We start from the raw sequence: 25,588 nt of genomic DNA on the forward strand, positions 1-25,588 counted from the left end.
ATGGAAGCTTGGTCCCGTTGCCTGGAGCGTCTTGAAACTGAATTCCCACCAGAAGACGTTCATACTTGGTTGAGACCTTTACAGGCTGACCAACGTGGCGACAGTGTGGTCCTTTACGCACCCAACCCTTTTGTTATTGAACTAGTACAAGAACGATACCTAGCACGTCTTCGCGAATTGTTATCTTATTTTGCAGGCATTGGTGAGGTAGTGCTGGCGATTGGTTCACGGCCTAAAACAACAGAACTACCCGTAGAAACTACAGACCGTGTCTCTTCGACAGTACCATTTAATGGGAACCTGGACACACATTATAATTTTGACAATTTTGTTGAAGGTCGAAGCAATCAACTCGCTCGCGCTGCGGCTTGGCAAGCTGCACAAAAGCCGGGAGACCGTACTCACAATCCATTATTACTCTATGGCGGCACTGGTTTGGGTAAAACTCACTTGATGTTTGCTGCAGGTAATGTAATGAGGCAGATAAATCCGATTTCTAAAGTAATGTATCTCCGTTCTGAACAGTTTTTTAGCGCCATGATAAGAGCTCTACAGGATAAAAGTATGGACCAGTTTAAACGTCAGTTCCACCAAATTGACGCACTGCTGATTGATGATATCCAATTCTTCGCTGGCAAAGATCGTACCCAAGAAGAATTCTTCCATACTTTTAATGCCTTGTTCGACGGAAAACAACAAATTATCCTAACGTGTGATCGTTATCCCAGAGAAGTAAATGGTTTAGAGCCACGATTGAAATCGCGTTTAGCTTGGGGGCTTTCCGTAGCTATTGATCCTCCTGACTTTGAAACTCGAGCAGCAATTGTATTGGCTAAAGCACGCGAACGTGGTGCTACAATCCCAGATGAAGTTGCATTCTTAATTGCAAAAAAAATGCATAGTAATGTCCGTGATTTAGAAGGTGCATTAAATACCTTGGTGGCACGTGCAAACTTTACAGGGCGTGCTGTAACTATTGAATTCTCACAAGAAACTTTGAGAGATTTATTACGTGCACAGCAGCAAACAATTGGAATCCCTAATATTCAAAAGACCGTAGCTGACTATTATGGTTTACAGATCAAAGATTTACTTTCAAAACGTCGTACTCGTTCATTAGCACGCCCAAGACAGGTGGCAATGGCATTAGCAAAAGAGCTGACTGAACATAGCTTACCTGAAATTGGAGATGCTTTTGCTGGTAGAGACCATACAACGGTTTTACATGCTTGCCGTCAAATCAAGTTATTGATGGAAACTGAAACTAAATTACGAGATGACTGGGACAAACTTATACGTAAGTTTAGTGAATAAATGCGCTTTCAACCCTATATTTGATCACCATTTACAAAAATGAATGGTCTTTCTTAAGAGATGTAAAAGCTTGTGGATAAAAGAAGATATAGATTGTATATAGAAATTTATCCACAAATTCTCCAAATCATCTAAACATGATGACCAAGAATTTATGACGGAGAAAAAGAACAAACTAAACAACACGTTAGATACGTTTCCCACACAAAAGTCTAACACCACCACCACATAGCTTATATATTTACTAAAAAGCATAGAGGCACGGAATCAGATGCGTTTTACATTACAGCGCGAAACTTTCCTAAAACCATTAACTCACGTTGTAAACGTGGTAGAACGACGTCAAACACGTTCTATTTTGGCTAATCTTCTAATACAAGTGGATGAAGATAAATTATCGTTAACTGGCACCGATCTTGAAGTTGAAATGATTTCACGAATAATAATTGAAGATGCAGAGAAGGGGGAAATTACTATCCCAGCGCGTAAACTTTTTGATATTGTTCGAGCTTTACCAGAAGGTAGTGAAGTAACTGTATCTCAATCGGACAACAAGATTAGTTTACAAGCGGGTCGGAGTCGGTTTACGTTGACTACCCTGCCAGCTAATGACTTTCCTTTTATAGATAAAGTAGAAGCAACGGAACATATTATTATTGCTGAAGTTTTATTGAAGGAATTGATTGAACGTACTGCTTTTGCCATGGCTCAACAAGATGTACGCTATTACTTAAATGGTTTATTGTTTGATTTACGTGATACTGCATTACGTTGTGTAGCTACTGACGGTCATCGTTTAGCGCTGTGTGAAACTGAACTGGAACAAGGTAAAGAAGGTAAACATTTTAAACGCCAGATTATTCTGCCGCGTAAAGGTGTAATTGAATTACAACGTTTGTTGGAGGGTGGCGATCGCCAAATTGAATTAGAAATTGCTCGTAATCATCTTCGAGTAAAATGTTTTGACGTAACGTTTACTTCAAAATTAATTGATGGTCGTTTTCCAGATTATGAAGGTGTAATACCAATCGGTGCTGATCGTGAGGTAAAAGTTGATCGTGAAGTTTTACGTGCAGCTCTTCAACGTGCGGCAATTTTATCTAATGAAAAATATCGTGGTGTGCGTATTGAAGTTTCACCAGGGCAGTTAAAAATTAATGCACATAATCCAGAGCAAGAAGAGGCACAAGAAGAAATTGAGGCCCAAACTACTGTCGATGGCTTAGCAATTGGTTTTAATGTAAACTATTTATTGGATGCTTTGTCAGCATTGCGTGATGAATTTGTTATTATTAAACTACGTGACTCAAGCTCTTCTGCTTTAATTCATGAAGTTAAAAGTGAAAAGTCACTTCAAGTAGTGATGCCATTACGATTGTGATTTTTTTGAAATTGAATATAAGTACGCCTGATAAGTGTCGGGCACTTTTTGTCGAGATATTGAATTTTAAGTTAAATGGATAATAAATATCTTGATTTGAATCATTAATTTCATATGTATTTATTATTCACTGAAAATGATGAAAGATTGATACGAACTTTTTATATAGATCTTCATTTTTTATTGAGTTCTCCTTCAGAGTATTACTCAAATAGAGCTTATAGTTTGTAACCATGTAGTATGAAGTAAAATTCGAGGTCCAAAACGTGGATATGCAGGTTATTGATCACTTCATGTAGTTTTATCTTGATAATCGTCAATCAATTGCAAATTAAGTCTATTTGTTAAATCAGATTCTCATGGAATTCATGTTTTTTATTGATTTTGCAGGGTAGCGTAAAGGTGAAATTATCTTGAAAGGTTTTATTTAAGCTTTTTTTGTTAATTGTTTGGACCTTTCAAAAATTTGCCCAAGAAATCTTAAATATTTTTGAGGGGGGGGGGGTATTTTATGATATTAATGTGATTTGCTCTTTAGTCCTTTGTGAATAATATTTATTAATTGATGCTGATGGGTTTTCTTTTACTTTTTCTAAGTATCATTATTTTCATATTCTTAATATCCTGATCATATTGCCCACTCTGCGTTGTTTCGTTGGGCATACTATTGTGTCAGTGAATCTGATGCACATCACTCATATTGTATTACGTCATTTTCGCTGTTTTAATGCGATTGATTTATTTCCGTTACCTGGATTGAATCTTTTTATTGGTAAGAATGGTTCAGGTAAGACCAGTGTGCTTGAAGCTGTACATTTAATGGGTTACGGGCGTAGCTTCCGTGGCAGAGTTCGTGATGGTTTGATCCGACATGGCTCTGAAAATCTAGAAATTTTTATGGAGTGGCAAGAGACGGTCGCAATTAATGCGCGTCGGCGTCGTGCAGGTTTGTGTCACTATGGACAAGAATGGACAGGACGTTTAGATGGCCAAAAGATAATGCACTTGGCTACTTTATGTGCTGCATTGGCAGTGATTACTTTTGAAGCAAGTAGTTACCCGTTGATTAACGGTAATGCTGACTTACGCCGTCGGTTCTTGGACTGGGGATTGTTCCACGTGGAACCCGATTTTTTAGAGTTATGGCGTTGTTATACGCATGTCCTTAAACAGCGTAATTCTTTACTCAAGCAGAAAATAGAACCAGCGATGTTAGATGCTTGGGATCAAAAAATGAGTGAAGTCGGTGAACAATTGACTTTTCGCCGTCTTCAATATTTAGAGAGATTAAAGGAACGAGTAACCCCTTTGATTTTACGAGTAGTGCCTGATCTAAAAATACATAATTTCAGCTTTAATCATGGGTGGCGTCGCCATGAATTACCTTTGATTGATGCCTTGTTTATGGCGCGTGAACGTGACTGTCAGTATGGTTATACTTCATTAGGGCCACATCGTGCGGATTGGACTCCATTGTTTGTCAGTATTCCTGGAGTTGATGTTTTGTCTCGTGGACAAGGAAAACTTCTAACTTTGATGTGCTTACTAGCTCAGGCGCAGGATTTTTTTGATCAACGTGGTGAATGGCCTGTTATTGCTTTAGATGATTTGGCTTCAGAGTTAGATCATCAACATCAGGGGCGCGTGTTGGAGATATTAGCTGAAATCCCAGCGCAGGTATTAATCACGGGGAATGAAGTTCCGCAAGGATTTAAACTGGATTTTCCAGGGAGTGCGATGTTTCACGTGGAACACGGCGTCGTCACGCGGAGATTCTGAGGCGATTTTTTGGGGGATTGGGTGACAACTGTTTGATAGTTTTAAGGGCTTTTTAAAAGAAATATTGATATTAAGGCGAATTTTTTTGTGCATATATTCGCCAGAGTTAATGGATTCTTTCTATCTAAATACGTTGCGATTTTGGTTGATCTAATGCATGCGCTGCGTGTCAATATCTAACCTAATTATTGTTGTGGTGTTATATGTTGAAGTTGGTTTGTCGATTACACAACATTGATAAGGTTAAGTTAAACATTTTCTTTAGTTAAAGGGCTTTTTTCTCAGCTTGGAAGAGATGGGTAGATAAATTTCTCCAGTTTGGGATGTGGGATGCAAATTGAGAGTAAACCGTCATAAGTGGATATTAGAATAATGGTTTGAGTTTTTCGGGATTGTTCTTGAGGATGTTAAGGTGTTATTTTTCTTGAATTGAATCAATATTCTTTGTGTTGTACTCCCTGAAATTCCACGAAGAATTTATAATTTCAAGGTTATCTTCTTCTCTTTTTTAGCAGTTTAGTACACCTGAAGTTTGCCATAATTGACATGGAGCCAATGAAAAACGCATGACTGAAAAACAGAATGCCCCGCTGCTTAGTAATGGCAGTGCATATGACTCAAGTAAAATTACAGTACTGCGTGGACTGGATGCTGTTCGCAAGCGTCCTGGGATGTATATCGGAGATGTCCATGACGGTACTGGTTTGCACCACATGGTATTTGAAGTTGTCGATAACTCGGTGGATGAGGCATTGGCTGGTCATGCCGATAACATTCTAGTCAAGATTCATGTTGACGGATCAGTTTCGATTTCGGATAACGGACGAGGTATTCCAGTAGATATTCATAAAGAAGAGGGTGTTTCAGCCGCTGAGGTGATTCTGACGGTTTTACATGCCGGTGGTAAGTTTGATGACAATAGTTATAAGGTTTCTGGTGGTTTGCATGGGGTGGGGGTGTCAGTGGTCAACGCCCTCTCCGAACGATTATGGCTGGATATTTGGCGTGATGGTTACCACTACCAACAGGAATATGCTTTGGGCGAGCCGCGATATCCTCTCAAACAACTAGAGGTATCAGCCAAACGTGGTACTACGCTGCGTTTTAAGCCGGCAAAAGAGATTTTCAGTGATGTGGAGTTCCATTACGAGAATCTTGCAAGACGTCTGCGTGAGTTATCGTTTCTCAATTCTGGGGTCAAGATTAGCTTGATTGATGAACGTGGTGAGGGTCGGCGTGACGATTTCCACTATGAGGGTGGTATTCGTAGCTTTGTTGAACATTTGGCTCAATTGAAGACTCCGTTGCATCCGAACGTAATTTCAGTCACAGGTGAACACAACGGTATTGCTGTGGATGTGGCTTTGCAATGGACGGATGCGTATCAAGAAACGATGTATTGTTTTACAAATAACATCCCGCAAAAAGATGGTGGTACTCACCTCGCTGGCTTCCGTGCTGCGTTGACTCGTACGTTGGGTAATTATATCGAGCACAACGGGATTGCTAGACAAGCCAAGATTACTTTGTCTGGTGATGACATGCGTGAAGGGATGATTGCGGTGTTATCGGTAAAAGTCCCTGATCCTAGTTTTTCTTCCCAAACTAAGGAGAAGTTGGTGAGCTCCGACGTCAAGCCGGCAGTGGAAGCCACCTTCGGCCTGCGTTTGGAGGAATTCTTACAAGAGAATCCTAACGAAGCACGTGCCATTACTGGAAAGATTGTCGATGCTGCTCGTGCTCGCGAGGCTGCTCGTAAAGCGCGTGACCTAACTCGTCGTAAGGGTGCGCTTGATATCGCCGGTTTGCCAGGCAAATTGGCTGATTGCCAAGAGAAAGACCCTGCGATGTCAGAGCTGTTTATTGTTGAAGGCGATTCTGCTGGTGGTTCTGCCAAGCAGGGGCGCAACCGTAAAAATCAAGCAGTATTACCGCTCCGAGGTAAGATTCTTAACGTTGAACGTGTACGTTTTGACCGTATGCTAGCGAGTGCCGAGGTCGGCACACTGATCACAGCCCTTGGAACAGGCATTGGTAAGGACGAATACAACCCAGATAAGCTGCGTTATCATCGTATCATTATCATGACCGATGCTGATGTGGATGGTTCGCATATTCGTACTTTATTGCTGACCTTTTTTTACCGGCAAATGCCAGAACTGATTGAACGTGGTCATGTCTACATTGGCTTACCACCCTTGTACAAACTAAAACAAGGTAAGAGTGAGCTCTATTTAAAGGACGATATCGCACTGAATGTTTATTTGGCGAATAGTGCGATTGATGGAGCGCAGTTATTCCCTGCTGAAGGCGAACCACCAATTGAGGGTGTGGCGTTGGAGAAATTGCTGATTACATACATTGCCGCTAAAGATACTATCGCTCGTCATTCGCATCGTTATGACTCCCGCCTACTGGAAGCGTTGCTTGAATTTGTCCCCTTGGATTCGACTTATTTTCAGTCCTACACTAACGACGACCATCTGCGGTTTCTTATGGCACGCTTGAACCGGGCCAGCTTGGGTACTCCGCGTTACATTCTGAAAATGCAGGCTGCTGATGAACAACACTCTGCAGCATTATTGGCAACTCGCTATCACATGGGTGAGGAGCTGATCCAAGTGTTGCAATTGTCCGTGTTAGAGACTGGCGAGTTACGTCCATTGTACGAGGCTGCCAAGTTGCTGCACGGATTAATTCGCAACGGCGCCAAAATCGTTCGTGGTAACAAATCGCAATCAATTGAGTGTTTTGGTGATGCTCAAGCCTGGTTGCTTGAGGAGGCGAAGAAAGGTCGCCAAATCCAGCGCTTTAAGGGTCTGGGTGAAATGAATCCAGAGCAGCTATGGGATACTACGGTGAATCCGGATACCCGCCGTCTTTTGCAAGTCTGCATTGAAGATGCTATAGCTGCCGACCAAATCTTCAGCACCCTGATGGGCGATGTTGTTGAGCCACGCCGTGACTTTATTGAGGACAATGCATTGAAAGTCACCCATTTGGATATTTAATGTTATTACGCACGGATAGCTGTTGCTGTTCTATCAGAAAACGATGCTATGTCTAATCTGTTTTCTCCAGCAACTACGTCGACTCACCGTATCACGCGTTTGTCAGCTGTACTGATCCCTTTTGGTATTGATGTACTGCTGAGTTTCGTCACGATAGTGTTGATCAGCACTGCTGTGATGTTGCTGTGGGCTACATACCGCGGCGTGATGCTTACAATGCACGTACAACAGCAAACCCAGAAGCTGGACTCGCAATCAATTTCTGTTTTGATTGGCCAGCCTGATGTGTTGGTACAAATGTTGGTGGCGCTGATCGCCATTGGGGGTACGGCGTTGTTGTTGTATTTTTGGCGCTGCCCCGCCACTGTTGATGAACGTTATCATGCACGCTTGGCGTTGTGCCGAACGTTTACTTGGAATTGGATTATCGGTGTTGCTCTCTTAACGTTTCTGTTCAGTGTTCTGTCTGGAGTGCTAGCTGAACAATTGGGCATTCGGATCGTGCCTAGTAACCAAGCATTGATACAAGAAGGTTTAGTGCGCTGGCCGTTATTCGTTGTGTTGTTCGTCGTATTGTTGGTGCCAGCCTATGAGGAATTATTGTTTCGGCGTGTGTTGTTGAGTCGTTTCTTGGTTGCCGATCGGCCAGTATTAGGCATCACTTTAAGTAGTTTAGCGTTTGCCTTTTTGCACGAAATTCCAGGGTTGAGTAGCAATAGCTGGCTGGCGGTTCTTTACCTGTGGTTGGTTTATATGATCTTGGGTGCGGCTTTTGGCTGGGTGTACTGGCGCACTGGCAGTTTGTGGGCTTCGATCGTAACCCATGGCTTTAACAATATTTGTGCACTCATTGGATTGTATTTTTGGGGAATTCAATAATTCTTACTCAAAATTAAACTTATTTAACAAATGCTTGCAACTCTTGTAGGAGTCGGCAATCGATGAAAAAACTAGTGTTTTGCTTGATAACGGCACTGTTACTTTGTGCTTGTTCGACTGATATCTCTCCAACTGGTCGACATCAAGTTTTCGGTGGTGTCTCGCAACGCCAGCTCGATCAGCTCGGTGAGCAGGCGTTTTCCCAGACGAAGGCCAAGGAAAAAATCAGTGGCAATGTACGTCAGAATGCTTACGTACGTTGCGTGGTTGATGCTTTGGTCGCAGAACTGCCGTTGCAGTGGCGACAAACAAAGTGGGAGACTGCATTATTTATTAATGATGAACCGAATGCCTTTGCGCTACCGGGTGGTAAGGTTGGGGTCAATACTGGAATCTTCCGTGCGGCGAAAAATCAAGAACAACTGGCGGCAGTGTTGGGGCACGAAATTGGCCACGTTGTCTCCCGTCATCATGAGGAGCGTATTACTTGGCAGCTGGGTACTCAGGCCGGCTTAGGGCTACTTGGTGTACTGGCAGGTACTGCTTACGGAGACAGCGCTGCCACTGCGGTTAACCAGATTGGTGGCTTGACTGCACAAGCTGCGTTTCTGTTGCCAGGCTCGCGTACTCAGGAGCGTGAGGCCGATGTTGTTGGTCAGCGTCTCATGGCGCAGGCTGGCTTTGATCCAGTCGAAGCAGTCCATCTTTGGAAGAACATGTTGGCTATTGCAGGTCAGAGAGCCCCACAGTGGTTGTCTACTCACCCAGATCCGACCAATCGTATCCGTCAATTGGAGCAGCAGAGCACAATATTAGCATCGGTGTATGCGCAAGCGCGTGAGTCTGGACGTGTGCCGCATTGCAGTCCTACAGCATAAAAAACCAATGTTCGATTTCAAACAGATTGAGCATCTGAATATTGGCATATAAATTTTTTCTATTACACAGACTAATGAGGTTAGAGTGAAACGGCTGAACTACAAGAAAGACCTGTTGTCCTTGTTTATTCCTATGTTCCTGGGGAACGCAATCGCTGTGCATGCAACGGTGCAGTCCAACAATACGTCTTTGAGCCATTATGTTGATAAGAAGGGTAACCCTGAGAACCTCTATCCCCAGGCCACGCGTCAGGAACCCAAGATTAAAACTTCATCTAGATTGGCGGGTTACCTACAGAAACTAGTAGATGCCTACAACAAGGGCCAAGATGATGTTGCGGTACGTGCACAGGCTGATGAGATTTTGGCCAACAGTAATGCTAATGAGGCTGATAAATCGTTAGCCGCGCAACTTGCTGCGCAGACTGCCTATAAGGTTGAAGATTTAGTCGCTGCACAGCATTACTTGAAGCAAGCGATCGCTTTTAATGGTTTGGACAATAACAACCACTACCAGTCGCTGCTACTACTTGCCCAGTTACAACTGCAGGAAGGAAAATATTCTGAGGGCTTGGCAACACTTGATAAGTACTTGGTTGAAACCCAATCAAAGCGTCCTGAGGACCTGATTCTCAAGGGTCAAGCCTTGTATCAGGCAGAGAAGTACCGCGAAGCGATCCCATTTATTAAACAGGCAATTGCCACTTCTCCTGAACCGAAAGCGAGCTGGGAACAGTTGTTAATAGCTACCTATTCGGAGGCCGGACAGACAGGTGAAGCCATCGCCATGGCTGAGACACTGGCCGCTAAAGCACCGAACGATAAGAAGGTCAAGATCAATTTGGCAAGCATATACATGCAAGCCGATCAAATGGACAAAGCGGCAGCCGTACTGGAACAGTTGCGCACCACGGGTAAGCTTACCGAAGAACGCGAATACAAACAGTTGTACTCGATTTACGCCAATACGGACAACAAAGAAAAGGATGTTATCGCTGTCATTAACGAGGGAATCCACAAAGGGATCTTAAAACCAGACTATCAAACCTATCTTGCGTTGGCGCAGTCTTATTACTATACAGATCAGATCACGCAAGCGATCCAGAATTGGCAGAAAGCTGCTCCATTATCTAAAGATGGTGAGACATATCTCAACTTAGCTAAAGTCTTGTTCCAACATGGCCGCACTGCTGAAGCGAAACAGGCCGCTCAGCAAGCATTGGTCAAGGGGATAAAAAAGCAAGAAGAAGCCAAGAAAATTATCAACATCCAGTAACCAAAGCGGGCCATGCTTTCCAACAGATGTTGTAGTCGCTTAGGAGCGTCATTCTAACTAATGGTTATCGCAGATGGGCTTTATCAGCTTGAGTCCTAGTCGTGAATGCCTTTAACCTGGCTACAGGTACTTTACTTACGGTTTTTCGGGTTTTTGTTGAACGCAACCGTAACATTTAAAATGCTCAGGTATTGCGATTGCAATGGTGTGATCCCATTAATTCACCATCGCTACGGCAATATCAGGCGGTAACTTAAACACCTGTTAAAGGTTCAGTGTGCCAAAGCATATAGCGTTGCTGCAGGTTATCCTGTTCAGTGTTTAGATCTGACCATATAATCTAGCTTGTTGCTGTCTGTTCCAGAGTCTTGCTCTAAATCCGGCAACTTCCGTGGTTTGGCATAATGTTGTTCTCTCTCGTGCTATGGGAAAAGTTAAAAATACATGGTGGTAAGCGCGCCTATTGGTATAAGCTTAGAAACTGCTGCGGTGTCAATCACTGCTTGATTCATGGATCGCTTTAGCGGTCCGTGCCTCCACTGTATAGAGCCCATTGGCACATGACGGAACAACTTATTGTCCATAGGCATGACCAAGAAGATGCGAGCGATGCTTTAAATTGGCCTCGTATCGTTGGTATTGCCTTTGTAATCGCCTTACATCTTGCTGCTTTGATGCTGTTACTGATTCCTGCAGTGGCACCCAAGGCACCGCCCGAGAAGCAGCGCGTCACGGCGGTAACAATCGTGGATGTGCCTCCCCCCCCCCCGCCCCCACCGCCGCCGCAGGACAAGCCACCTTTGCCGGTCAAGAATCTGGCACCACCGCGTCCTTCGCCGGTGCCACCGCCGCCACAAGCGCCAGTCGTTGATGTTCCCGAACCTCGTCCAAACGACGTTGTCATACCACCTGCGCCGCCTCCACAGCTGGCTCCCCCGAGCGACATTGGTGCCAGCGTGGATATCTCGTCAAAGAAAATGAACCCACCAAAGTACCCACCAGCTGCTTTGCGTGCTGGTATCACAGGTGAGGTCGTTTTAATCATTGACGTGGATGCTAACGGAAACGTCACTAACGTGTCTGTCGAGAAATCTAGCCGAAATCGGGATCTTGATCGTGCTGCAATGGAGGCCGCCACCAAATGGAACTTTAATCCTTCCGTGATCAATGGAAAGAAATCGCCTGGTCGTGTCCGCGTACCGGTCAATTTTGCACTATAGGCCTAATGCTGTGGACTGGACTGCCCAGTCCCGGTTATCTGTGCTTCCCTATCAACAACATTAAAAGGTAAGTGTCATGTTGCAGAATCTTTTCATCGTCGCCACAGCAGGGGGTTCTAATCCGTCGAATGCCCTTTCAAAAATGGGCGTTTGGCACCTCATTGGCGAAATGACTGCGTCACCGGCCGAATTTGCAGTTTCCTGGGCTGTCTTGATTATTCTGATCACCATGTCCGCTCTTTCGTGGTACTGGACAGTGATTAACATCTTACGTGCTGTGCGCTTGAAGAGCGGAGGCTATTTGGTCATTAACGCGTTCTGGAAGGCTAAAAATGCCCAAGATGCAATCCGTGCGATGGAAAAACAATCAGCTTCCGAACCGTTTTCCAAAATTGCTTTGGATGCTGCTCAAGCAGCGGCCCATCATCAGCGAACAGAAGGTGGTAATGCTGCGGGCCTAGGGGAAAGGCTGAGTCTTTCGGAGTTCGTCGATCGTGCGTTACGCCAAGCCGTCACTCGTGAAAGTAGCAGGCTGCAATCAGGGATGACTCTGCTGGCGACCGTGGGTGCAACCGCCCCATTCGTAGGTTTGCTGGGTACCGTGTGGGGTATCTACAATGCGTTGATCACCATCGGCGCTACTGGTTCGGCATCGATTGATGCTGTCGCCGGCCCGGTAGGCGAGGCACTCATTATGACCGCCATTGGATTATTCGTTGCGATCCCGGCTGTATTTGCTTTTAACTTCTTCTCGAAGATCAATAATTCTACGATTGCTAAATTCGATACGTTTGCACATGACTTGCATGACTTCTTTGCTACGGGCTCACGGGTACGCTGATCCTGTCACCTGATTTCAAGCAATCATCGCAATACTATTAGACGGAGTCCGTTATGGCCTTTAGTAATGGAAACAGTAGTGGTCCGATGTCTGATATCAACGTCACGCCACTTGTGGATGTGATGTTGGTGCTCCTGATCATCTTCATCATTACGGCGCCGCTGATGTCTCACAAGATTAAGGTGGAACTGCCTCAGGCTAATCTGGTCAAGAAGGACAATGAAGAAAAACGCTCTAGTCCGATCACCTTGGCTGTGAAGGAGGATGGGACGCTTTACTGGAACGACGAGCCAATCACCGACAAGGAATTGGAATCGCGTTTTTCGGTCGCTGCGCAAAAAACCCCACAGCCGCCTCTCAACTTGCGTGGTGATCGCACCACTAAGATGGGCAAGATCAACGAGATCATCAAGGTCGCCCAAGGGCAAGGTATTCTGGACATTGGTTTCATTGCAACCAAAGAAAAGGGGCAGTAGGCCATGGCATTCAGTAGTGGTAGCAACCGTGGCCCGATGGCCGATATCAATGTCACTCCTCTTGTGGATGTGATGCTGGTGTTGTTAATTATCTTTATCGTCACTGCGCCGATCATGACTTATCCGATTGCCGTGGATTTACCGCAGAACGTGCTGAATCCGCCACCGGTGGATCATGAACCGCCGCCGCCGATTGAATTGAAGATCGATGCCAGCAACCAAGTCTATTGGAACAACACTCTTATTGCGGTTAGCCAGTTGCAACAGCGTATGGAGGAGGAAGTCCAGAAAGATCCAACCAACCAGCCGCAACTGCAGATTGATGCTAATCCAGACTCAGAATACGAAGTGATCGCCAAAGTGCTGGCGGCTGCTAAAAACGCCGACATGAAGAAGATTGGGTTTCGTAAGCAGACAGAGTAAATAGCCTTTGCAGCGCATGGCCTATCCAATCCCGCAGGATATCACCACAAAAACGCCACTTGATGTGGCGTTTTTTTTAATATCTTAAGCAAAGCGTACTTGCCACGAAATGAGCATCTGCTACTCGTCCGATGAATAAATATCAATGATGTTCCGTCAGCATCTGCATCTTCTATACCGATCTGGAATAGATACAGTTACTACTCTTCCCGCATGACGGATGGCCCAGCTAGTGATCTCAAACACGTCGATGACTTTTCCAATGAAGCGGTATAAGTAAATGCATTGGAGTGCCCATACACGTGGTTCCTCACGTGGGAGTGATCCTTGTAGAAGGAACCGCTTGTTATGTCGTCGACGTATTGGTGGCAGTGTCTAACGTAAACCCAGCATCCATAATGAATGCATTGATCGATGGCCTGACATACACAATGCCTTCCGGAATAGAAGTGACATCGTTTAGTGCGTTGGATGATGTCAACCCTGAATATCTGAGGATCAAGGGCAGCTTGTCATTCCTATTGTCAGATGTCATTGATTCCCTGAAATACATCATTCAATCGCAAGAACAAACGGACAAGATCCACTATACCGCTCCATCTGGTTCAAGCCGCTGCAACTTTGTGTAGTGCTTTATTGGATCAGGCATAACGATATCCAGCAAGGTGATTCGCAGTGCACCCATGACACCCAGCATGACAACAGTGCCTGGTGTGAAATTTGATTTATCTGGATGTTGTTTGATTGGATCAGATAGTGACAAGAAGTATCTGCAGATTGGCATCGAATTCTCGCATGCGAGAATTGTAGTCCCCTGTGCACTGGGGTGATGTCCGTGCGTGAGTTGAGGATCGACATTTGCGACATCGCTTAATTTTTAAGCAACGATGAGAACTGCTGGATTAGGACGAACCCGCAGCGAGATTCCAACGCTGCTACGCTTGCGGTTTTTCTGCTATCGCCACCTTGACTATGTCCCGGTTGTTTTTCCTGTCCATCTGTCTACTGACTGCCAGCGTATCCGCCCAAACCACCTCCACGCCATTGACGATCGAACAGATCATGGCTGACCCTGATTGGATCGGTTCCAGTGTCGACGTTGCTTGGTGGAAGTGGGATAGCCATGAAGTGCAATACGAACGCAAGCGTGAAAACAGTCCGGTGCATGAGATCTACCGCCAACCGTTACGCAGTAACGCTGCTCATGTTGTGAGCGATACTCTGCTCACTGATCTGGATGCACCTAACCCCGTCTACGACCGACAGCGCCGGCGTATGCTGTTCGTGCGTCATGGGGATATCTTCTTGCGTGACTTGCGCAAGGGTGTGTTGGTCCAGCTGACCCGCAGTAATCAGAACAAAGGCCGCCCCCAGTTTGCTACCGATGGTGGTGTCATCTGGCACGTTGGCAACGATTGGTATCATTGGATGCCGCAAGGCGGCGTGGTGCAGCTGACGGATATTCACGCCGGGCCTGATCCTGATACCGCCCCCAAGAGCGATCCGCTTCGCGATCAGCAACTGAAGCATCTAGCCACATTACGTAACGAGCGTGCCGAACACGAGGCGCTCAAACAACAGGACCAAATATGGCGTGCTGCGGATCCAAGCCGCGCCACAGCCCCTGTCTACCTTGGCGAAGAGGTAGTGATGGTTGATAGCAGCTTGTCGCCTGATGGACGGCATCTTTTGTTGGTCACCAAACCTAAGAACGTTGACGAGGGACAGGTCGGGAAGATGCCCCGTTACGTCACGGAGTCCGGTTATGAGGAATTCCAAGAAGTACGTACCCGAGTAGGCCGCAACATGCCGGTACCGCATACCCTCTGGTTAATCAATGTGATTGCTGGTACTGCGCACAAGCTGAGTTTCTCGTCACTGCCGGGTATAACCGATGATCCCTTAGCCGCGTTGCGCAAAGCGAATGGTAAAGCCCCCTTAAGAGGGGAACGCCCAGTGCGGATTGAGAACGATGCCGATAGCAATGGGCCAGCGATTCGCTGGAGTGAGGACGGCCACAACGTTGCAGTGGAGATTCGCACCATTGACAACAAAGATCGTTGGATTGCTGCCGTCGACCTGGAGCAAGCCACGCTTAATGCACGTCACCGCCTGCATGACAGTGCTTGGATTAATTGGGACTTCAACGACTTCGGTTGGTTACCGGATAACCGTACCTTGTGGCTACTGTCGGAAGAATCTGGTTACTCCCACCTCTATACGGTCGAAGGCACAGGGACCCCCAAACAGCGCACCTTTGGTCAGTGGGAGGTGTCCGCACCGCAGCTCAGCGTCGATGGGCGCAGTGTCTACTTTGTATGTAATCCAACCTGGCCCGGTGGCTATGAGATATGCAAGCTCGATTTGGGCAGCGGTCATCTCGACACGTTGACCGCATTGGAAGGCGTGGAGGACTTCAGCCTTTCCCCGGATGGGCGCCAGCTGCTGGTGCGTTATTCCGGTCGCTATTTGCCACCGCAGCTGGCGTTGATATCAACCAAAGGTGGCCAAGCGCGCGTGCTCACCGATACCCGCAGTACCACGTTCAAAGCACAGCAGTGGATCCAGCCGGAGTACGTCCAGATACCTTCTAAACATGGCGCCGGTGTCATTTGGGGCAAGTACTACGGTCCAGCATCGCTGGAGCCAGACAGGCGCTATCCAATCGTCATGTTCGTCCATGGCGCTGGTTATCTGCAGAATGTTTCCGCCCGCTATACCTCTTACTTTCGTGAGCAAATGTTCCATACCCTGCTCGTGCAGAAGGGCTACATCGTGCTTGATCTCGACTACCGTGCTTCGGCTGGTTACGGGCGTCATTGGCGCACCGCGATCTATCGCAACATGGGCCATCCAGAATTGGAAGACTATCTGGACGGCTTGGACTGGCTAGTTGCCCATAAGCAGGGCGACCTTGGTCGCGCTGGCATCTATGGAGGTTCTTACGGTGGCTTCATGACCTACATGGCGATGTTCCGCGCTGCGGGTACCTTCAAAGCGGGCGCGGCACTGCGTCCGGTGGGCAACTGGATGCAATACAACCACGAGTACACGTCCAACATTCTCAACACTCCGGAGCTGGATCCGGAGGCGTATCAACGCTCCTCACCGATGAATTACGTTGAGGCCTTGCAGGGTCATTTGCTGATCGTGCACGGCATGATAGACGACAACGTATTTTTCAAGGATTCCGTTGACATGGTGCAAAAGCTGATCGAGTTGCGAAAAGACAACTGGGAGATCGTCCCGTATCCGCTGGAGCGCCACGGGTTCATCCACGCCGATGCCTGGGTGGACGAATACAAGCGCATCCTTAAACTGTTCGAAACACAGTTGCAGCCATGAACCCAATCCGATCAGTGTTTTGATATTCGCCGCGCGTTATTGTCGGATCCTTCCCATGTCCACTCCTGCGTCCGCTCGTACCTTTGTCAAAGTGATGGCTTTCATGTGCCTTGGTTTAGGTGTGCCGAGCATGTTGGCGAATCTGCTGTCGATCGTGCACCTCTTGCTGGTTCCTGACGGTGATCCTGCAACGTTGCAGGGCATACTGGGGGTACCCATGCCGCCCCAGTTTGCTTGGATGTTCAGGCATACCCTGGCACTTTCGCTGGCCAATGGTGCACTGTCATTACTGTTTGTCTGTGTCGGTTCGGGACTGTGGCATCAGCGTGAATGGGCGCGGCGTGGAATCATAGCTCTGCTGCTGGCCGTGACCATTGTTAGTCTCGCGGCCTTGCCCTTGATTGGACCACTATTCGATGGGGTGATGATGTTGCTGCCACCGGAGATGATCACCACGCCGGACATCACCACACAGCTGCATACGGCCCGGCTGGCGGTATGGGGCATTGGTGGGGTTGCCGCAATCGCCATGGTGGCACTGCACGGCTGGTTAATCTGGCGCTTTCAGACGCCGGAAATACGCGCGCAGTTCCATTGAGCCTGTGCTGTGAGCCGATACAAGTACAGTGACGGTTTGCGTCGCATTGAGCTTTTGTGTCAAGCAGGGTCGATGCACTGTGACGTCATCCCTGTCTGGTGACATTGACAGCATTCAGTATGGGTGCAATCGCCCGTGCGACGGCATAATCACTGTCCAAGCTGTTGTAGGTTGCCTGCACTGTGCGCGTGGCGCGACGGCTTCTTTTCTTTCATCCAGGCTGCTATGAGCGATTTCGACCGCGTCCGCGATTATCTCACTACCCTGCAGGATCGCATTTGCACGGCGGTCGAGACCATCGACGGCCAAGCCCATTTCCAAGAAGATCAGTGGCAGCGTACTGAGGGTGGTGGTGGACGCACCCGTCTCCTGCGCGATGGTGCTGTATTCGAACAGGCAGGCATTGGCTTCTCCGATGTCTCCGGTACTCACTTACCACCATCGGCCAGCGTGCACCGCCCCGAACTGGCGGGTGCCAGTTGGCATGCCTGCGGTGTGTCATTGGTGTTCCATCCACACAATCCTTTCGTGCCTACGACACATCTCAATGTGCGCTACTTTCGTGCCGAACGTGATGGGAAACAGGTTGCGGCTTGGTTTGGTGGCGGGTTTGACCTCACCCCGTTTTATCCGTTCGACGAAGATGTATTGCACTGGCATAGCGTCGCCCATGACCTATGTGCCCCGTTTGGCGAGGAACGCTATGCAATGCATAAACGCTGGTGTGACGAATACTTCGTACTGCGTCACCGGAATGAAACGCGCGGCATCGGAGGATTGTTCTTTGATGACCTGGATCAGGATTTTGAGCGCGACTTTGCTTACCAGCGTGCGGTGGGTGATGGCTTCCTCGACGCTTATTTGCCGATTGTGGAGCGTCGTCATGACACCCCTTACGGCGATCGCGAGCGTGCGTTTCAGCTTTATCGACGTGGCCGCTACGTCGAGTTCAATTTGTTGTTCGACCGCGGCACATTATTCGGCCTACAAAGTGGCGGGCGTGCGGAAAGCATTTTGATCAGCCTGCCGCCGTTGGTACGCTGGGAATATGGTTACCAACCCATACCAGGCAGTGCCGAAGCACGTTTGGCTGACTATTTACGTCCGCGTGACTGGCTGGATGAAAGCCGCCGTTCCTGATGAGGTCTGAGCGTATCCAGTCCGGTGAGAATGACCGTGATTGCAGTATCCCGCTACGCCGATACGTCATCGTGTGCAGCGTCATCATTTATAGATCAAACGACCGCATTGGCCCAGGCAGCGTTTGTCTGTGTTCCTGGTGAATCCTGCAAACAGTGCGGCGCATGGTTTTCATGCAGGGTAGCAGGTTCCTAGAGGACGCTGAGAACAGCATTGGTTGAGTCGCCAATATTGCGTGAAGTATCAGCCACAGCGTGCGGATGGCACGTGGAATCAAGCGTGCTTGTTTCGCTGCTTATCGATCGATGCATGCGGTGTTGTATTGCAGGTGCGCCGTTTAAACCAGCAGAACACCACGCTGGTGAAATCACACGCCGGTTGAAGTGATGCAACCGTCAATTTCTATGTCCAACATGCTGATAAGGGGCTGTCTGGTTGCAAGTATCTTCAGGTCGTCATGATGATTGGCTTCGGATTCGGACAGGATTGATGAAGACACCAGGACAAAGCGCTGCTGGTGATTTGGAGCGGCTGGTGACGTGAGGGGCTGCCAGTTTTAATGGCTGAGATAAAGGCCGGTATGTCGCTTGCGATGTTTTGTTGAGCGGGTGAGCGCTATGCACCAGGTGCGGTTTGACTCAATAGTGAGGCCTTGTGGTGCAGGAGGCTGGAACTCGCCTTGTTTGGGTCGTTGTTCACTGTGGCACTCTGACATGCCTGGCTTGAATGTCTGTCCTCGGGACTAGCACCTAGAGGAAACCATCAGCTTGAAACCAAAGGATAAAGAAAACGCTGCTAGTCGCCGCTGATTGGAATGCGTGCTCCATCCAAGTCGCTGAATACTTTTGCTCGATGAGCGAGCAATCTTAACAGGCTCATCTGGTGAGCCAGTGAGCGTCGAACATGGCAGTACCGATCCAAGAGGTGCACCATGAAGACGAATCAAGTGCAGTTTCAGCCTGGGCTGTCGCTGCATGAGTGCTATGAGCGATACGGAAGTGAAGCGTAGTGCCGTGAGAGGCGTGGAGATGTCACGTTGGTTCGGTCTGCGGAGGCGCGGCTCGTAGCCGCTTTGAGCGCAGCGGATGGTGCTATTGGCAGTGCAGCTTGATCAACGGCACCATCTTCGAGTCCAGTAAGTTGCCGCTGTCGGCTTAGTTGTTGACCTAGGTCAAGAACAACGTTGCGGCGCTCGACCTCATGTGCCAGCACGGTGTCAGCGACCGGATCGCTTGGCCGATGCAGCACAAAATCATGGAAGAGATACGCCTCCGCGAGGATTGGCGTGAACTCACCGGGCGTGTGGAGATCAACTCCGCTTTCCGCGGCGGCAACCTCTCCGTCGGCAAAGCCGGCCACAGTGTGTAGAACAAGGGGCCCTGCATCGCATCTGTGCAAACCACTCCCAGGGGCAGCCCGTTGTCGCGTGCCTGCGCCGCCAGGCACATACCGAGCAGGAGGTTGCCATCTTGCACTGCCAGCCGCATCGTCCTATCAGCCAGCGTCATCTCCGACGGGCTTTGGTGCTTCGGTACCATTAGCACTGGAAGGGTCGCACACGAGGAGCATGTCACCAGCGGCGGTGAGTGTGCAGTGCCTCAGTTCCAGGTAGTCGACACGTTGCTGGGTAACCTCAAGATTGCGATGAGCGGCTCGTACCTCGCTTTAGCATGCTTGTTGCTTGAATGGTCGAATGATCAAACAGAAATGCCTGCCACTGGGTTGGCGGCGTTGTGGGGTCGTGCTGCGTAAATGCCTCATTTTGTAGAGTTTGGTTTGCGGTGTGAGGATGAGTTGATCGAGGTACTTTGAGGTCAGGTGCCCATCGATACGTTGCGTTGTGAAGCCGCTATGCGGTTCTGCTTTGACGACAGCGATTACGGTTAGCGCACATGTTTTCAAGGACTACGACGATGTTGCTCAGGATGCCGCAGTTGTTGTGTTGGGTTGCTGCCAGTGGTTTGGCAATGCGCTGTGCAAGGCTGATGCAGGGGATAGCGTTCTCTTAGGTTTCGATCATCTCTTTGGCTTTGTGCTGTCACTTCCGGTGGCATCGATCATTATTTCAATGCTGCGAGAGGATTTTCTAAGTATGTCGGTGATGCGTGTTTTGAGGGTATTTTTGGCATTGTGCTCCAGTGTCAAAACGCAGTCTCCGTAAAGAGGAGGCATCAAAATTTTATCTGCACGTGGTGCAGAGATCGCGTAGATGAGTCGTACAGCCATGGGGATGTTTGCAAAGGGCATGGTGTGTCGTTTCTTTCGTGTATCCCAAATGCAATGCAAGGTGTTCTCAAAGTACATTGCGATGGCAAGTGTCATCGTTGCGTCTTCGCGAGAGACGTGCATGGGTGTTTGATCGTTGCTGCAAGTGTGTACCGTAACGGCGATGCTTGCCGGGTGCCAGGTGCTGTTAACCGATCCGCAGTGTGGTGATATGTGGAGCCTTTCAACAGTTGCATTGATGTGTGCTCGCTGATGGTCTATCTCTTGGGAGGTATTCGGATCTGCTTCCAGGATGTGGCTGACGGTTTTATGTGCGGGACGTGAAGTCAGCAATCCTCGTGGACCAGCTCATAGGCTGTTCAATGTTTCGCCAGCGGTACGGCTGTGGGTGAGAGCGTGTCTTTGCCAGGTGTGCCGCAGCAATGCATCCGGTATGCGAAGAGAAGTGCTGGATGGGTGGGCGCTGCAATCAGGCTGTGGTTTCGTCCGGGTGCGGAAAGGTGGTTTTGGTTTCGATGGAATACACCAAACACTCGGGGCAATGGGTATCGTTAGGATGCGGTGTTAGTCATCTGCGATGGGCGTATTGCAGTCTCGATGGTGGTGCGCATGGTGCAATCAAGGAATCTGTGGCCACGACGGTAAGCAGCGTTTTCTTTATCCTTTGGTTTCAAGCTGATGGTTTCGTCTAGGTGCTAGTCCCGGGTGGTTGATATTCAAGGCAAGCATGTCAATCGGAGGCAACTTCGGCTTCTTGAGCGTCGTGGTGAACCAGGACCTAAGCAAGGTGGGTTCAAGAGGGCACGGTCTTGGTAGCACCATCGATTTGTTCCGAGTGTCTTCGCAGTGTTTGCCCGCCAAAGCCTGTGTTTCAGTGTGACCTGGTCAGTTCAGGGGTGACCGTTGCAAGTGAATATTTTCCGAAAAATCTGGATTAATCGGAGCGATGGCTGTGTTCGCCTGTCTGGGTGCAAGGGCGCTTGGGTAAGGTTGTCTTTGCGAGATGGCATTGCATGGCCTTCTTCAGAGCCAGTCGTTCGGATGGTATGCGTTGTACGAACAGATCACGTGTCATCTTGTGTTTGGTGTGATACGCCCGATGTGGAGTATCTCGTTTCAGTGAAAAGGGCTTGGGAGTCCGTCTGACAGATAACGGTTTTTCAGGGCTACAAAGGCATCCTGACGATCGTGATCATCGGGTTTCAATACAGTACTTGCAGACTATTGCTGCATCGAAACGATCATTGTTGAGTGTTTGGTGGGCCCAGCAGGACTTGAACCTGCAACCAACGGATTATGAGTCCGCTGCTCTAACCAATTGAGCTATAGGCCCTTGTTTTGTGTTTGAGGGGCGTCTAGGTGATCGTCCCGGATGACTGCTGCTTCACTGGCTGCTTTAACAGGCGGAGTTAACAGTTTTTACTATTTTCGACGCGTGTTTTGGTCTGGTGGCTCATGTGGTTACCCAGGGGTGCTATTGCCCTGGTGTCATCCGTCATGAATGTGCTACTAACGTCGTGTACTGGTGATGATGTGTAATTTTAGTCATCTGATATTGATTGAGCGATGCGGCGTCCTGGTGGCTACCCATGCCGATATTTGTTTCTTATCTTATTATTTTTTATTTAAGAGTTACGATACGAATGTGCGACATCGCTCTGTTAGGGAAGTGAAAGTATCGCTGCATCTGTTCTGAATAAAAAAAGAAAGGGATGATGTGTCGGGACCTTAGCATAATCTCGGGATATCTGGGGAAACTTGTTTCCTGACGATGGTTTGCAGTGTTCCGTCTCGAAGTCATTGCGTCATCTCTCTTTTGTCTCATTCTCAAGAGAGAATGCGTTTTTATTGTGATTGGTACCGTGGTTTTTCAGGGTGCACTCAATGGAGCACCCTTTGCCCAAGGGAGGGAGTTCCACTGGGTGACACAAGTATGTTGCATGGTGTCCTGTATCTACTGCGTATCGGGATCTCTTGAGAACATTGATTGCAGCAAGCCGCAATGAGGGAGAGCCATCACATCACCTGCTGGCATCGGTGGTTGGATGAGAGGTCATGCTGTGGGTGATCTTGATTCCTTCAGAGATTGCTGGTTGAGCTGACTTGCCAAGTGTCTAATAGGGAAGCGAGTTGAGGATGGTTGGAGCGAAACGCGCGTGACACGATGATCATTGGTTGGGTGTGTGGTTTCATCTGGTTACGTTGGTTTCGGGTGTTTTGTGAGCTGTAGCGGGCCTTGGTAGGGTCTGCCTGATGCGCACTGCCCGAGCGAGCTGCTCCAGCATTGCCACTGAGGTATCCCAGTCGATGCAACCATCGGTAATACTCTGCCCATAGGTGAGTGTGCTGCCAGGTACCAAGTCTTGCCGACCACCAACAATGTGGCTTTCGATCATCACACCGACGATGCGGCGTTCACCGGCTTCGAGCTGCTCAACGATGTTCTCAATGACCTTGGGTTGATTGTTTGGATTTTTGCCACTATTAGCATGGCTCGCGTCAACCATCAGACGTACTGGTAGCTTGGATTTAAGCAATGTTTGGCTGGCCGCTTCGACACTGTTCGCGTCGTAGTTTGGGACCTTGCCTCCACGCAGGATCACGTGGCAATCGGGATTACCCTGAGTGGCGACGACTGCGGCGATACCCGTCTTTGTCACTGACAGGAAATGGTGTGGATGCGAAGCGGCCTTGATCGCGTCAGCAGCAATCTTCACATCACCGCTGGTACTGTTTTTAAAGCCAATTGGGCACGACAGACCTGAAGCCATCTCACGGTGTATCTGGCTCTCGGTGGTGCGTGCACCGATGGCGCCCCAAGCCACTAAATCAGCCAGGTACTGTGGCGAAATTGTGTCTAGAAATTCCACGCCAGCCGGTAAACCCAGATGATTGATGTCGCGCAGCAGGTTGCGCGCGATGTACAGACCTTTATTGATCTGGAAGCTGCCATCCAGATCCGGGTCGTTGACCAAGCCCTTCCAACCAATGGTGGTGCGCGGTTTCTGAAAGTAAACCCGCATGATGATCTCCAGTGCGTCGCCATAGGTCTCGCGCAATGGGCGTAGACGCTGCGCGTAATCAATCGCTGCAATTGGGTCATGGATTGAGCATGGGCCGATTACCACTGCTAAACGGTCGTTGTGGCCGTGCAGGATATCGTGCAGTGCGGTGCGTGAGGCTGCTACAGTCAGTGACGCCTGTTCATCGCAGGAGAGTTGCAAGAGGAGCTGTGCAGGAGGTGCCAGTGGTTCAATCTTGCGGATGCGGAGGTCATCGGTAAATGGTGGCATGGGATGTAATCTCAGAAAAAAATTTAGGCATAGGTCAAGTGAGGGTGGGCAATAAAAAAGCCGCCAAAATATGTTGGCGGCTTTCAAGGATGCGAAGAAGTTTCCTTCAGATAGCACGCAATCCTTCCTCCGCCAATGGCATTGGAAATGCGTAGTACCAAAAATAAAAGCTGTCGCGATTAAAGTTCATCGCTTCATTAATAGCACGCTCATACGACATGCACCACTGTTTCATTCGTAACTCTATTTCAGGTGACAAATGTACAAGACAACTCGAATTACAACGTTTGGGGCGTATCACTTAGGCGGTCAACCAGTGCCCACGATCAGGCACATGAACACAATACAGTCAAGTGATACAGCGGCACCGACAGTTTAGTGTGTCCTTTATATGAAACGTTTTGAAATTGCATTGGCAGAATATTGTTGAATTGCGATCAGCACAAAGTGTTCTCTACTTGGCGCATGACTCTCCTTGGAAGAGCAGCCTAGTTTTGATCGTATCCCAACCGTAGAGATTCGATTTCATCAATCGGCAGTAACGACTCTGTCATATGTGGCGAAGGATGAGGTGTGGTCAGCTGGTGTTGATGTTGTCTCGCATTACATTCAAATGAGCTTCACTAACGACGCATGCTTTCATATCAATTTATGTGGATGCCTAGCTAAAGCGAATGCGCAAATCGGCTTGTTGAGCAATAGGTGAAGATTCCGACAAGGCCCATATTGCTTGGTCCGTTCGATCGAAGCTCAGCCACAGAGCGCTGATCCTTGATGTGTTTGCACATGGGACCCACAGAGTGAGTATCTCGATGGCTGGGACGTAGTGAATGTGTGCATGGTTGTGCAGTATCCCGTGTGTGTGGCGTTGCTATGAGAGATTTTTGTCTTGAGCACGGGCTTCAAAGTATTGGTGAAGATCAATGGGTCGATGCGAACTAAACGTCGTTCACTGAAGACCGTCCTCAATGTCTCCATAAACCAAGAACATCACACACTTGAGCAGCGTTTACTGACCAGCGGGTGTTGTAATGCGTGCTGCAAATTCTCGGCAGAGCACGTGATACCCAGCTGTGCATGAATTTTCATCACCATAACATCATGCTGCACATCGGCTAACAACATCAGCTTCTGATGCAACATGTTTATATGGAGCACATGCATTGTTTGAGGTGAGAACGGCATCAGTGAAGTCTGTGCAGCAACGGGAGGTGATATATGCCGGATTGTCACAATGCTTGTGTCATTCACACTATACTCTGTTACGCCGTACATACGGTGGCCGCAATATTTCTTGGATACTCATCGTATGAGTAGGCGAAACGTCGATCTCTCAATGATCGAAGGTACCTTGCAAAAAGGTCGAAGAGAATAGACGAAGCCGTTTTAATTGCTTTCTGTAAGTAGATGAAAAACGCTGGTCACAGGCTGTGGTCTCATTCTGGTAAGGGCTAATATATTTTCCTAAATATATTTCTGCTCATAGCGATCCGAGAAAATGCATTGAG

The 25,588-nt window shown here is 48.2% G+C and carries 20 protein-coding genes and 1 tRNA gene; 17 read left to right on the top strand and 4 right to left on the bottom strand.

The window, feature by feature from the left end; all coding sequences use genetic code 11:
- The 17 genes from dnaA to PLS229_RS00085 all read left to right on the top strand — a co-directional run bounded on the left by dnaA (window position 1) and on the right by PLS229_RS00085 (window position 20,313).
- Window positions 1-1,314 (top strand): chromosomal replication initiator protein DnaA, encoded by a 1,314-nt coding sequence (gene dnaA, locus PLS229_RS00005; RefSeq protein ID WP_038269883.1) that lies wholly within the window; start codon window positions 1-3, stop codon window positions 1,312-1,314.
- Window positions 1,315-1,585: 271 nt separating this feature from the next.
- Window positions 1,586-2,695: a DNA polymerase III subunit beta gene (dnaN, locus tag PLS229_RS00010; RefSeq protein WP_038269626.1), complete on the top strand. Its 1,110-nt coding sequence runs from the start codon at window positions 1,586-1,588 to the stop codon at window positions 2,693-2,695.
- A 684-nt stretch (window positions 2,696-3,379) separates the two neighbouring features.
- Window positions 3,380-4,474, top strand: coding sequence for a DNA replication/repair protein RecF (recF, locus tag PLS229_RS00015; protein WP_038269623.1), 1,095 nt, complete (start codon window positions 3,380-3,382; stop codon window positions 4,472-4,474).
- A 566-nt stretch (window positions 4,475-5,040) separates the two neighbouring features.
- Window positions 5,041-7,485: a DNA topoisomerase (ATP-hydrolyzing) subunit B gene (gyrB, locus tag PLS229_RS00020; RefSeq protein ID WP_038269621.1), complete on the top strand. Its 2,445-nt coding sequence runs from the start codon at window positions 5,041-5,043 to the stop codon at window positions 7,483-7,485.
- 48 nt (window positions 7,486-7,533) lie between these two features.
- Window positions 7,534-8,364 (top strand): CPBP family intramembrane glutamic endopeptidase, encoded by an 831-nt coding sequence (locus tag PLS229_RS00025; protein ID WP_081755380.1) that lies wholly within the window; start codon window positions 7,534-7,536, stop codon window positions 8,362-8,364.
- 62 nt (window positions 8,365-8,426) lie between these two features.
- On the top strand, window positions 8,427-9,242 hold the full coding sequence (locus tag PLS229_RS00030) for a M48 family metallopeptidase (RefSeq protein WP_038269619.1): 816 nt from the start codon (window positions 8,427-8,429) through the stop codon (window positions 9,240-9,242).
- 85 nt (window positions 9,243-9,327) lie between these two features.
- A complete protein-coding gene (locus PLS229_RS00035; protein ID WP_038269617.1) occupies window positions 9,328-10,518 on the top strand; it encodes a tetratricopeptide repeat protein in 1,191 nt (396 codons plus the stop codon).
- Between the two features lie 560 nt (window positions 10,519-11,078).
- Window positions 11,079-11,738 carry an energy transducer TonB gene (locus tag PLS229_RS00040; protein WP_171898037.1) on the top strand — a complete coding sequence of 220 codons (660 nt, stop codon included), beginning with the start codon at window positions 11,079-11,081 and terminating at the stop codon, window positions 11,736-11,738.
- 76 nt (window positions 11,739-11,814) lie between these two features.
- Entirely contained in the window at window positions 11,815-12,579 is a 765-nt protein-coding gene (gene exbB, locus PLS229_RS00045) for a TonB-system energizer ExbB (protein ID WP_038269615.1), read from the top strand.
- Window positions 12,580-12,632: 53 nt separating this feature from the next.
- Entirely contained in the window at window positions 12,633-13,055 is a 423-nt protein-coding gene (locus tag PLS229_RS00050) for an ExbD/TolR family protein (RefSeq protein WP_038269613.1), read from the top strand.
- Window positions 13,056-13,058: 3 nt separating this feature from the next.
- Window positions 13,059-13,478: an ExbD/TolR family protein gene (locus PLS229_RS00055; RefSeq protein ID WP_038269611.1), complete on the top strand. Its 420-nt coding sequence runs from the start codon at window positions 13,059-13,061 to the stop codon at window positions 13,476-13,478.
- A gap of 398 nt (window positions 13,479-13,876) precedes the next feature.
- Window positions 13,877-14,107: a hypothetical protein gene (locus PLS229_RS00060; RefSeq protein WP_038269609.1), complete on the top strand. Its 231-nt coding sequence runs from the start codon at window positions 13,877-13,879 to the stop codon at window positions 14,105-14,107.
- A gap of 343 nt (window positions 14,108-14,450) precedes the next feature.
- A complete protein-coding gene (locus tag PLS229_RS00065; protein WP_038269608.1) occupies window positions 14,451-16,823 on the top strand; it encodes a S9 family peptidase in 2,373 nt (790 codons plus the stop codon).
- A 55-nt stretch (window positions 16,824-16,878) separates the two neighbouring features.
- Entirely contained in the window at window positions 16,879-17,421 is a 543-nt protein-coding gene (locus PLS229_RS00070) for a hypothetical protein (RefSeq protein ID WP_038269606.1), read from the top strand.
- A gap of 225 nt (window positions 17,422-17,646) precedes the next feature.
- Entirely contained in the window at window positions 17,647-18,561 is a 915-nt protein-coding gene (gene hemF, locus PLS229_RS00075; RefSeq protein ID WP_038269604.1) for an oxygen-dependent coproporphyrinogen oxidase, read from the top strand.
- 1,200 nt (window positions 18,562-19,761) lie between these two features.
- Window positions 19,762-19,929 carry a hypothetical protein gene (locus PLS229_RS00080; protein WP_160165102.1) on the top strand — a complete coding sequence of 56 codons (168 nt, stop codon included), beginning with the start codon at window positions 19,762-19,764 and terminating at the stop codon, window positions 19,927-19,929.
- 24 nt (window positions 19,930-19,953) lie between these two features.
- The gene (locus tag PLS229_RS00085; RefSeq protein WP_152536554.1) at window positions 19,954-20,313 is read left to right on the top strand and encodes a hypothetical protein; all 360 of its coding nucleotides are present in this window, start codon (window positions 19,954-19,956) and stop codon (window positions 20,311-20,313) included.
- Between the two features lie 264 nt (window positions 20,314-20,577).
- On the opposite strand, the gene PLS229_RS11840 is transcribed toward PLS229_RS00085, so the two are convergent.
- The 4 genes from PLS229_RS11840 to PLS229_RS12370 form a co-directional block, all read right to left on the bottom strand.
- Window positions 20,578-20,910, bottom strand: a complete 333-nt coding sequence (locus PLS229_RS11840; RefSeq protein WP_038269601.1) for a hypothetical protein — start codon at window positions 20,908-20,910, stop codon at window positions 20,578-20,580.
- 1,133 nt (window positions 20,911-22,043) lie between these two features.
- Window positions 22,044-22,120: transfer RNA gene (locus tag PLS229_RS00095), tRNA-Ile, on the bottom strand.
- A gap of 856 nt (window positions 22,121-22,976) precedes the next feature.
- Window positions 22,977-24,080, bottom strand: a complete 1,104-nt coding sequence (locus PLS229_RS00100; protein WP_038269598.1) for a 3-deoxy-7-phosphoheptulonate synthase — start codon at window positions 24,078-24,080, stop codon at window positions 22,977-22,979.
- A 106-nt stretch (window positions 24,081-24,186) separates the two neighbouring features.
- Window positions 24,187-24,315, bottom strand: coding sequence for a hypothetical protein (locus PLS229_RS12370; RefSeq protein WP_267903164.1), 129 nt, complete (start codon window positions 24,313-24,315; stop codon window positions 24,187-24,189).
- Between the last annotated feature and the right edge of the window lie 1,273 nt (window positions 24,316-25,588).

The organism is Xylella taiwanensis (genome assembly GCF_013177435.1).
Taxonomy (GTDB): Bacteria; Pseudomonadota; Gammaproteobacteria; order Xanthomonadales; family Xanthomonadaceae; genus Xylella; species Xylella taiwanensis.

What these genes read in the sequence shown, in the direction of transcription:
- PLS229_RS00030 (WP_038269619.1), top strand. Translation starts at nt 8,427, where the DNA reads ATGAAAAAACTAGTGTTTTGCTTGATAACGGCACTGTTACTTTGTGCT.
- dnaN (WP_038269626.1), top strand. Translation starts at nt 1,586, where the DNA reads ATGCGTTTTACATTACAGCGCGAAACTTTCCTAAAACCATTAACTCAC.
- recF (WP_038269623.1), top strand. Translation starts at nt 3,380, where the DNA reads ATGCACATCACTCATATTGTATTACGTCATTTTCGCTGTTTTAATGCG.
- PLS229_RS00040 (WP_171898037.1), top strand. Translation starts at nt 11,079, where the DNA reads ATGACGGAACAACTTATTGTCCATAGGCATGACCAAGAAGATGCGAGC.
- PLS229_RS00070 (WP_038269606.1), top strand. Translation starts at nt 16,879, where the DNA reads ATGTCCACTCCTGCGTCCGCTCGTACCTTTGTCAAAGTGATGGCTTTC.
- PLS229_RS00050 (WP_038269613.1), top strand. Translation starts at nt 12,633, where the DNA reads ATGGCCTTTAGTAATGGAAACAGTAGTGGTCCGATGTCTGATATCAAC.
- exbB (WP_038269615.1), top strand. Translation starts at nt 11,815, where the DNA reads ATGTTGCAGAATCTTTTCATCGTCGCCACAGCAGGGGGTTCTAATCCG.
- PLS229_RS00080 (WP_160165102.1), top strand. Translation starts at nt 19,762, where the DNA reads ATGTGCCAGCACGGTGTCAGCGACCGGATCGCTTGGCCGATGCAGCAC.
- gyrB (WP_038269621.1), top strand. Translation starts at nt 5,041, where the DNA reads ATGACTGAAAAACAGAATGCCCCGCTGCTTAGTAATGGCAGTGCATAT.
- PLS229_RS00065 (WP_038269608.1), top strand. Translation starts at nt 14,451, where the DNA reads ATGTCCCGGTTGTTTTTCCTGTCCATCTGTCTACTGACTGCCAGCGTA.
- PLS229_RS00055 (WP_038269611.1), top strand. Translation starts at nt 13,059, where the DNA reads ATGGCATTCAGTAGTGGTAGCAACCGTGGCCCGATGGCCGATATCAAT.
- hemF (WP_038269604.1), top strand. Translation starts at nt 17,647, where the DNA reads ATGAGCGATTTCGACCGCGTCCGCGATTATCTCACTACCCTGCAGGAT.
- dnaA (WP_038269883.1), top strand. Translation starts at nt 1, where the DNA reads ATGGAAGCTTGGTCCCGTTGCCTGGAGCGTCTTGAAACTGAATTCCCA.
- PLS229_RS00100 (WP_038269598.1), bottom strand. Translation starts at nt 24,080, where the DNA reads ATGCCACCATTTACCGATGACCTCCGCATCCGCAAGATTGAACCACTG.
- PLS229_RS11840 (WP_038269601.1), bottom strand. Translation starts at nt 20,910, where the DNA reads ATGCACGTCTCTCGCGAAGACGCAACGATGACACTTGCCATCGCAATG.
- PLS229_RS12370 (WP_267903164.1), bottom strand. Translation starts at nt 24,315, where the DNA reads ATGAAACAGTGGTGCATGTCGTATGAGCGTGCTATTAATGAAGCGATG.
- PLS229_RS00025 (WP_081755380.1), top strand. Translation starts at nt 7,534, where the DNA reads ATGTCTAATCTGTTTTCTCCAGCAACTACGTCGACTCACCGTATCACG.
- PLS229_RS00060 (WP_038269609.1), top strand. Translation starts at nt 13,877, where the DNA reads ATGAATGCATTGATCGATGGCCTGACATACACAATGCCTTCCGGAATA.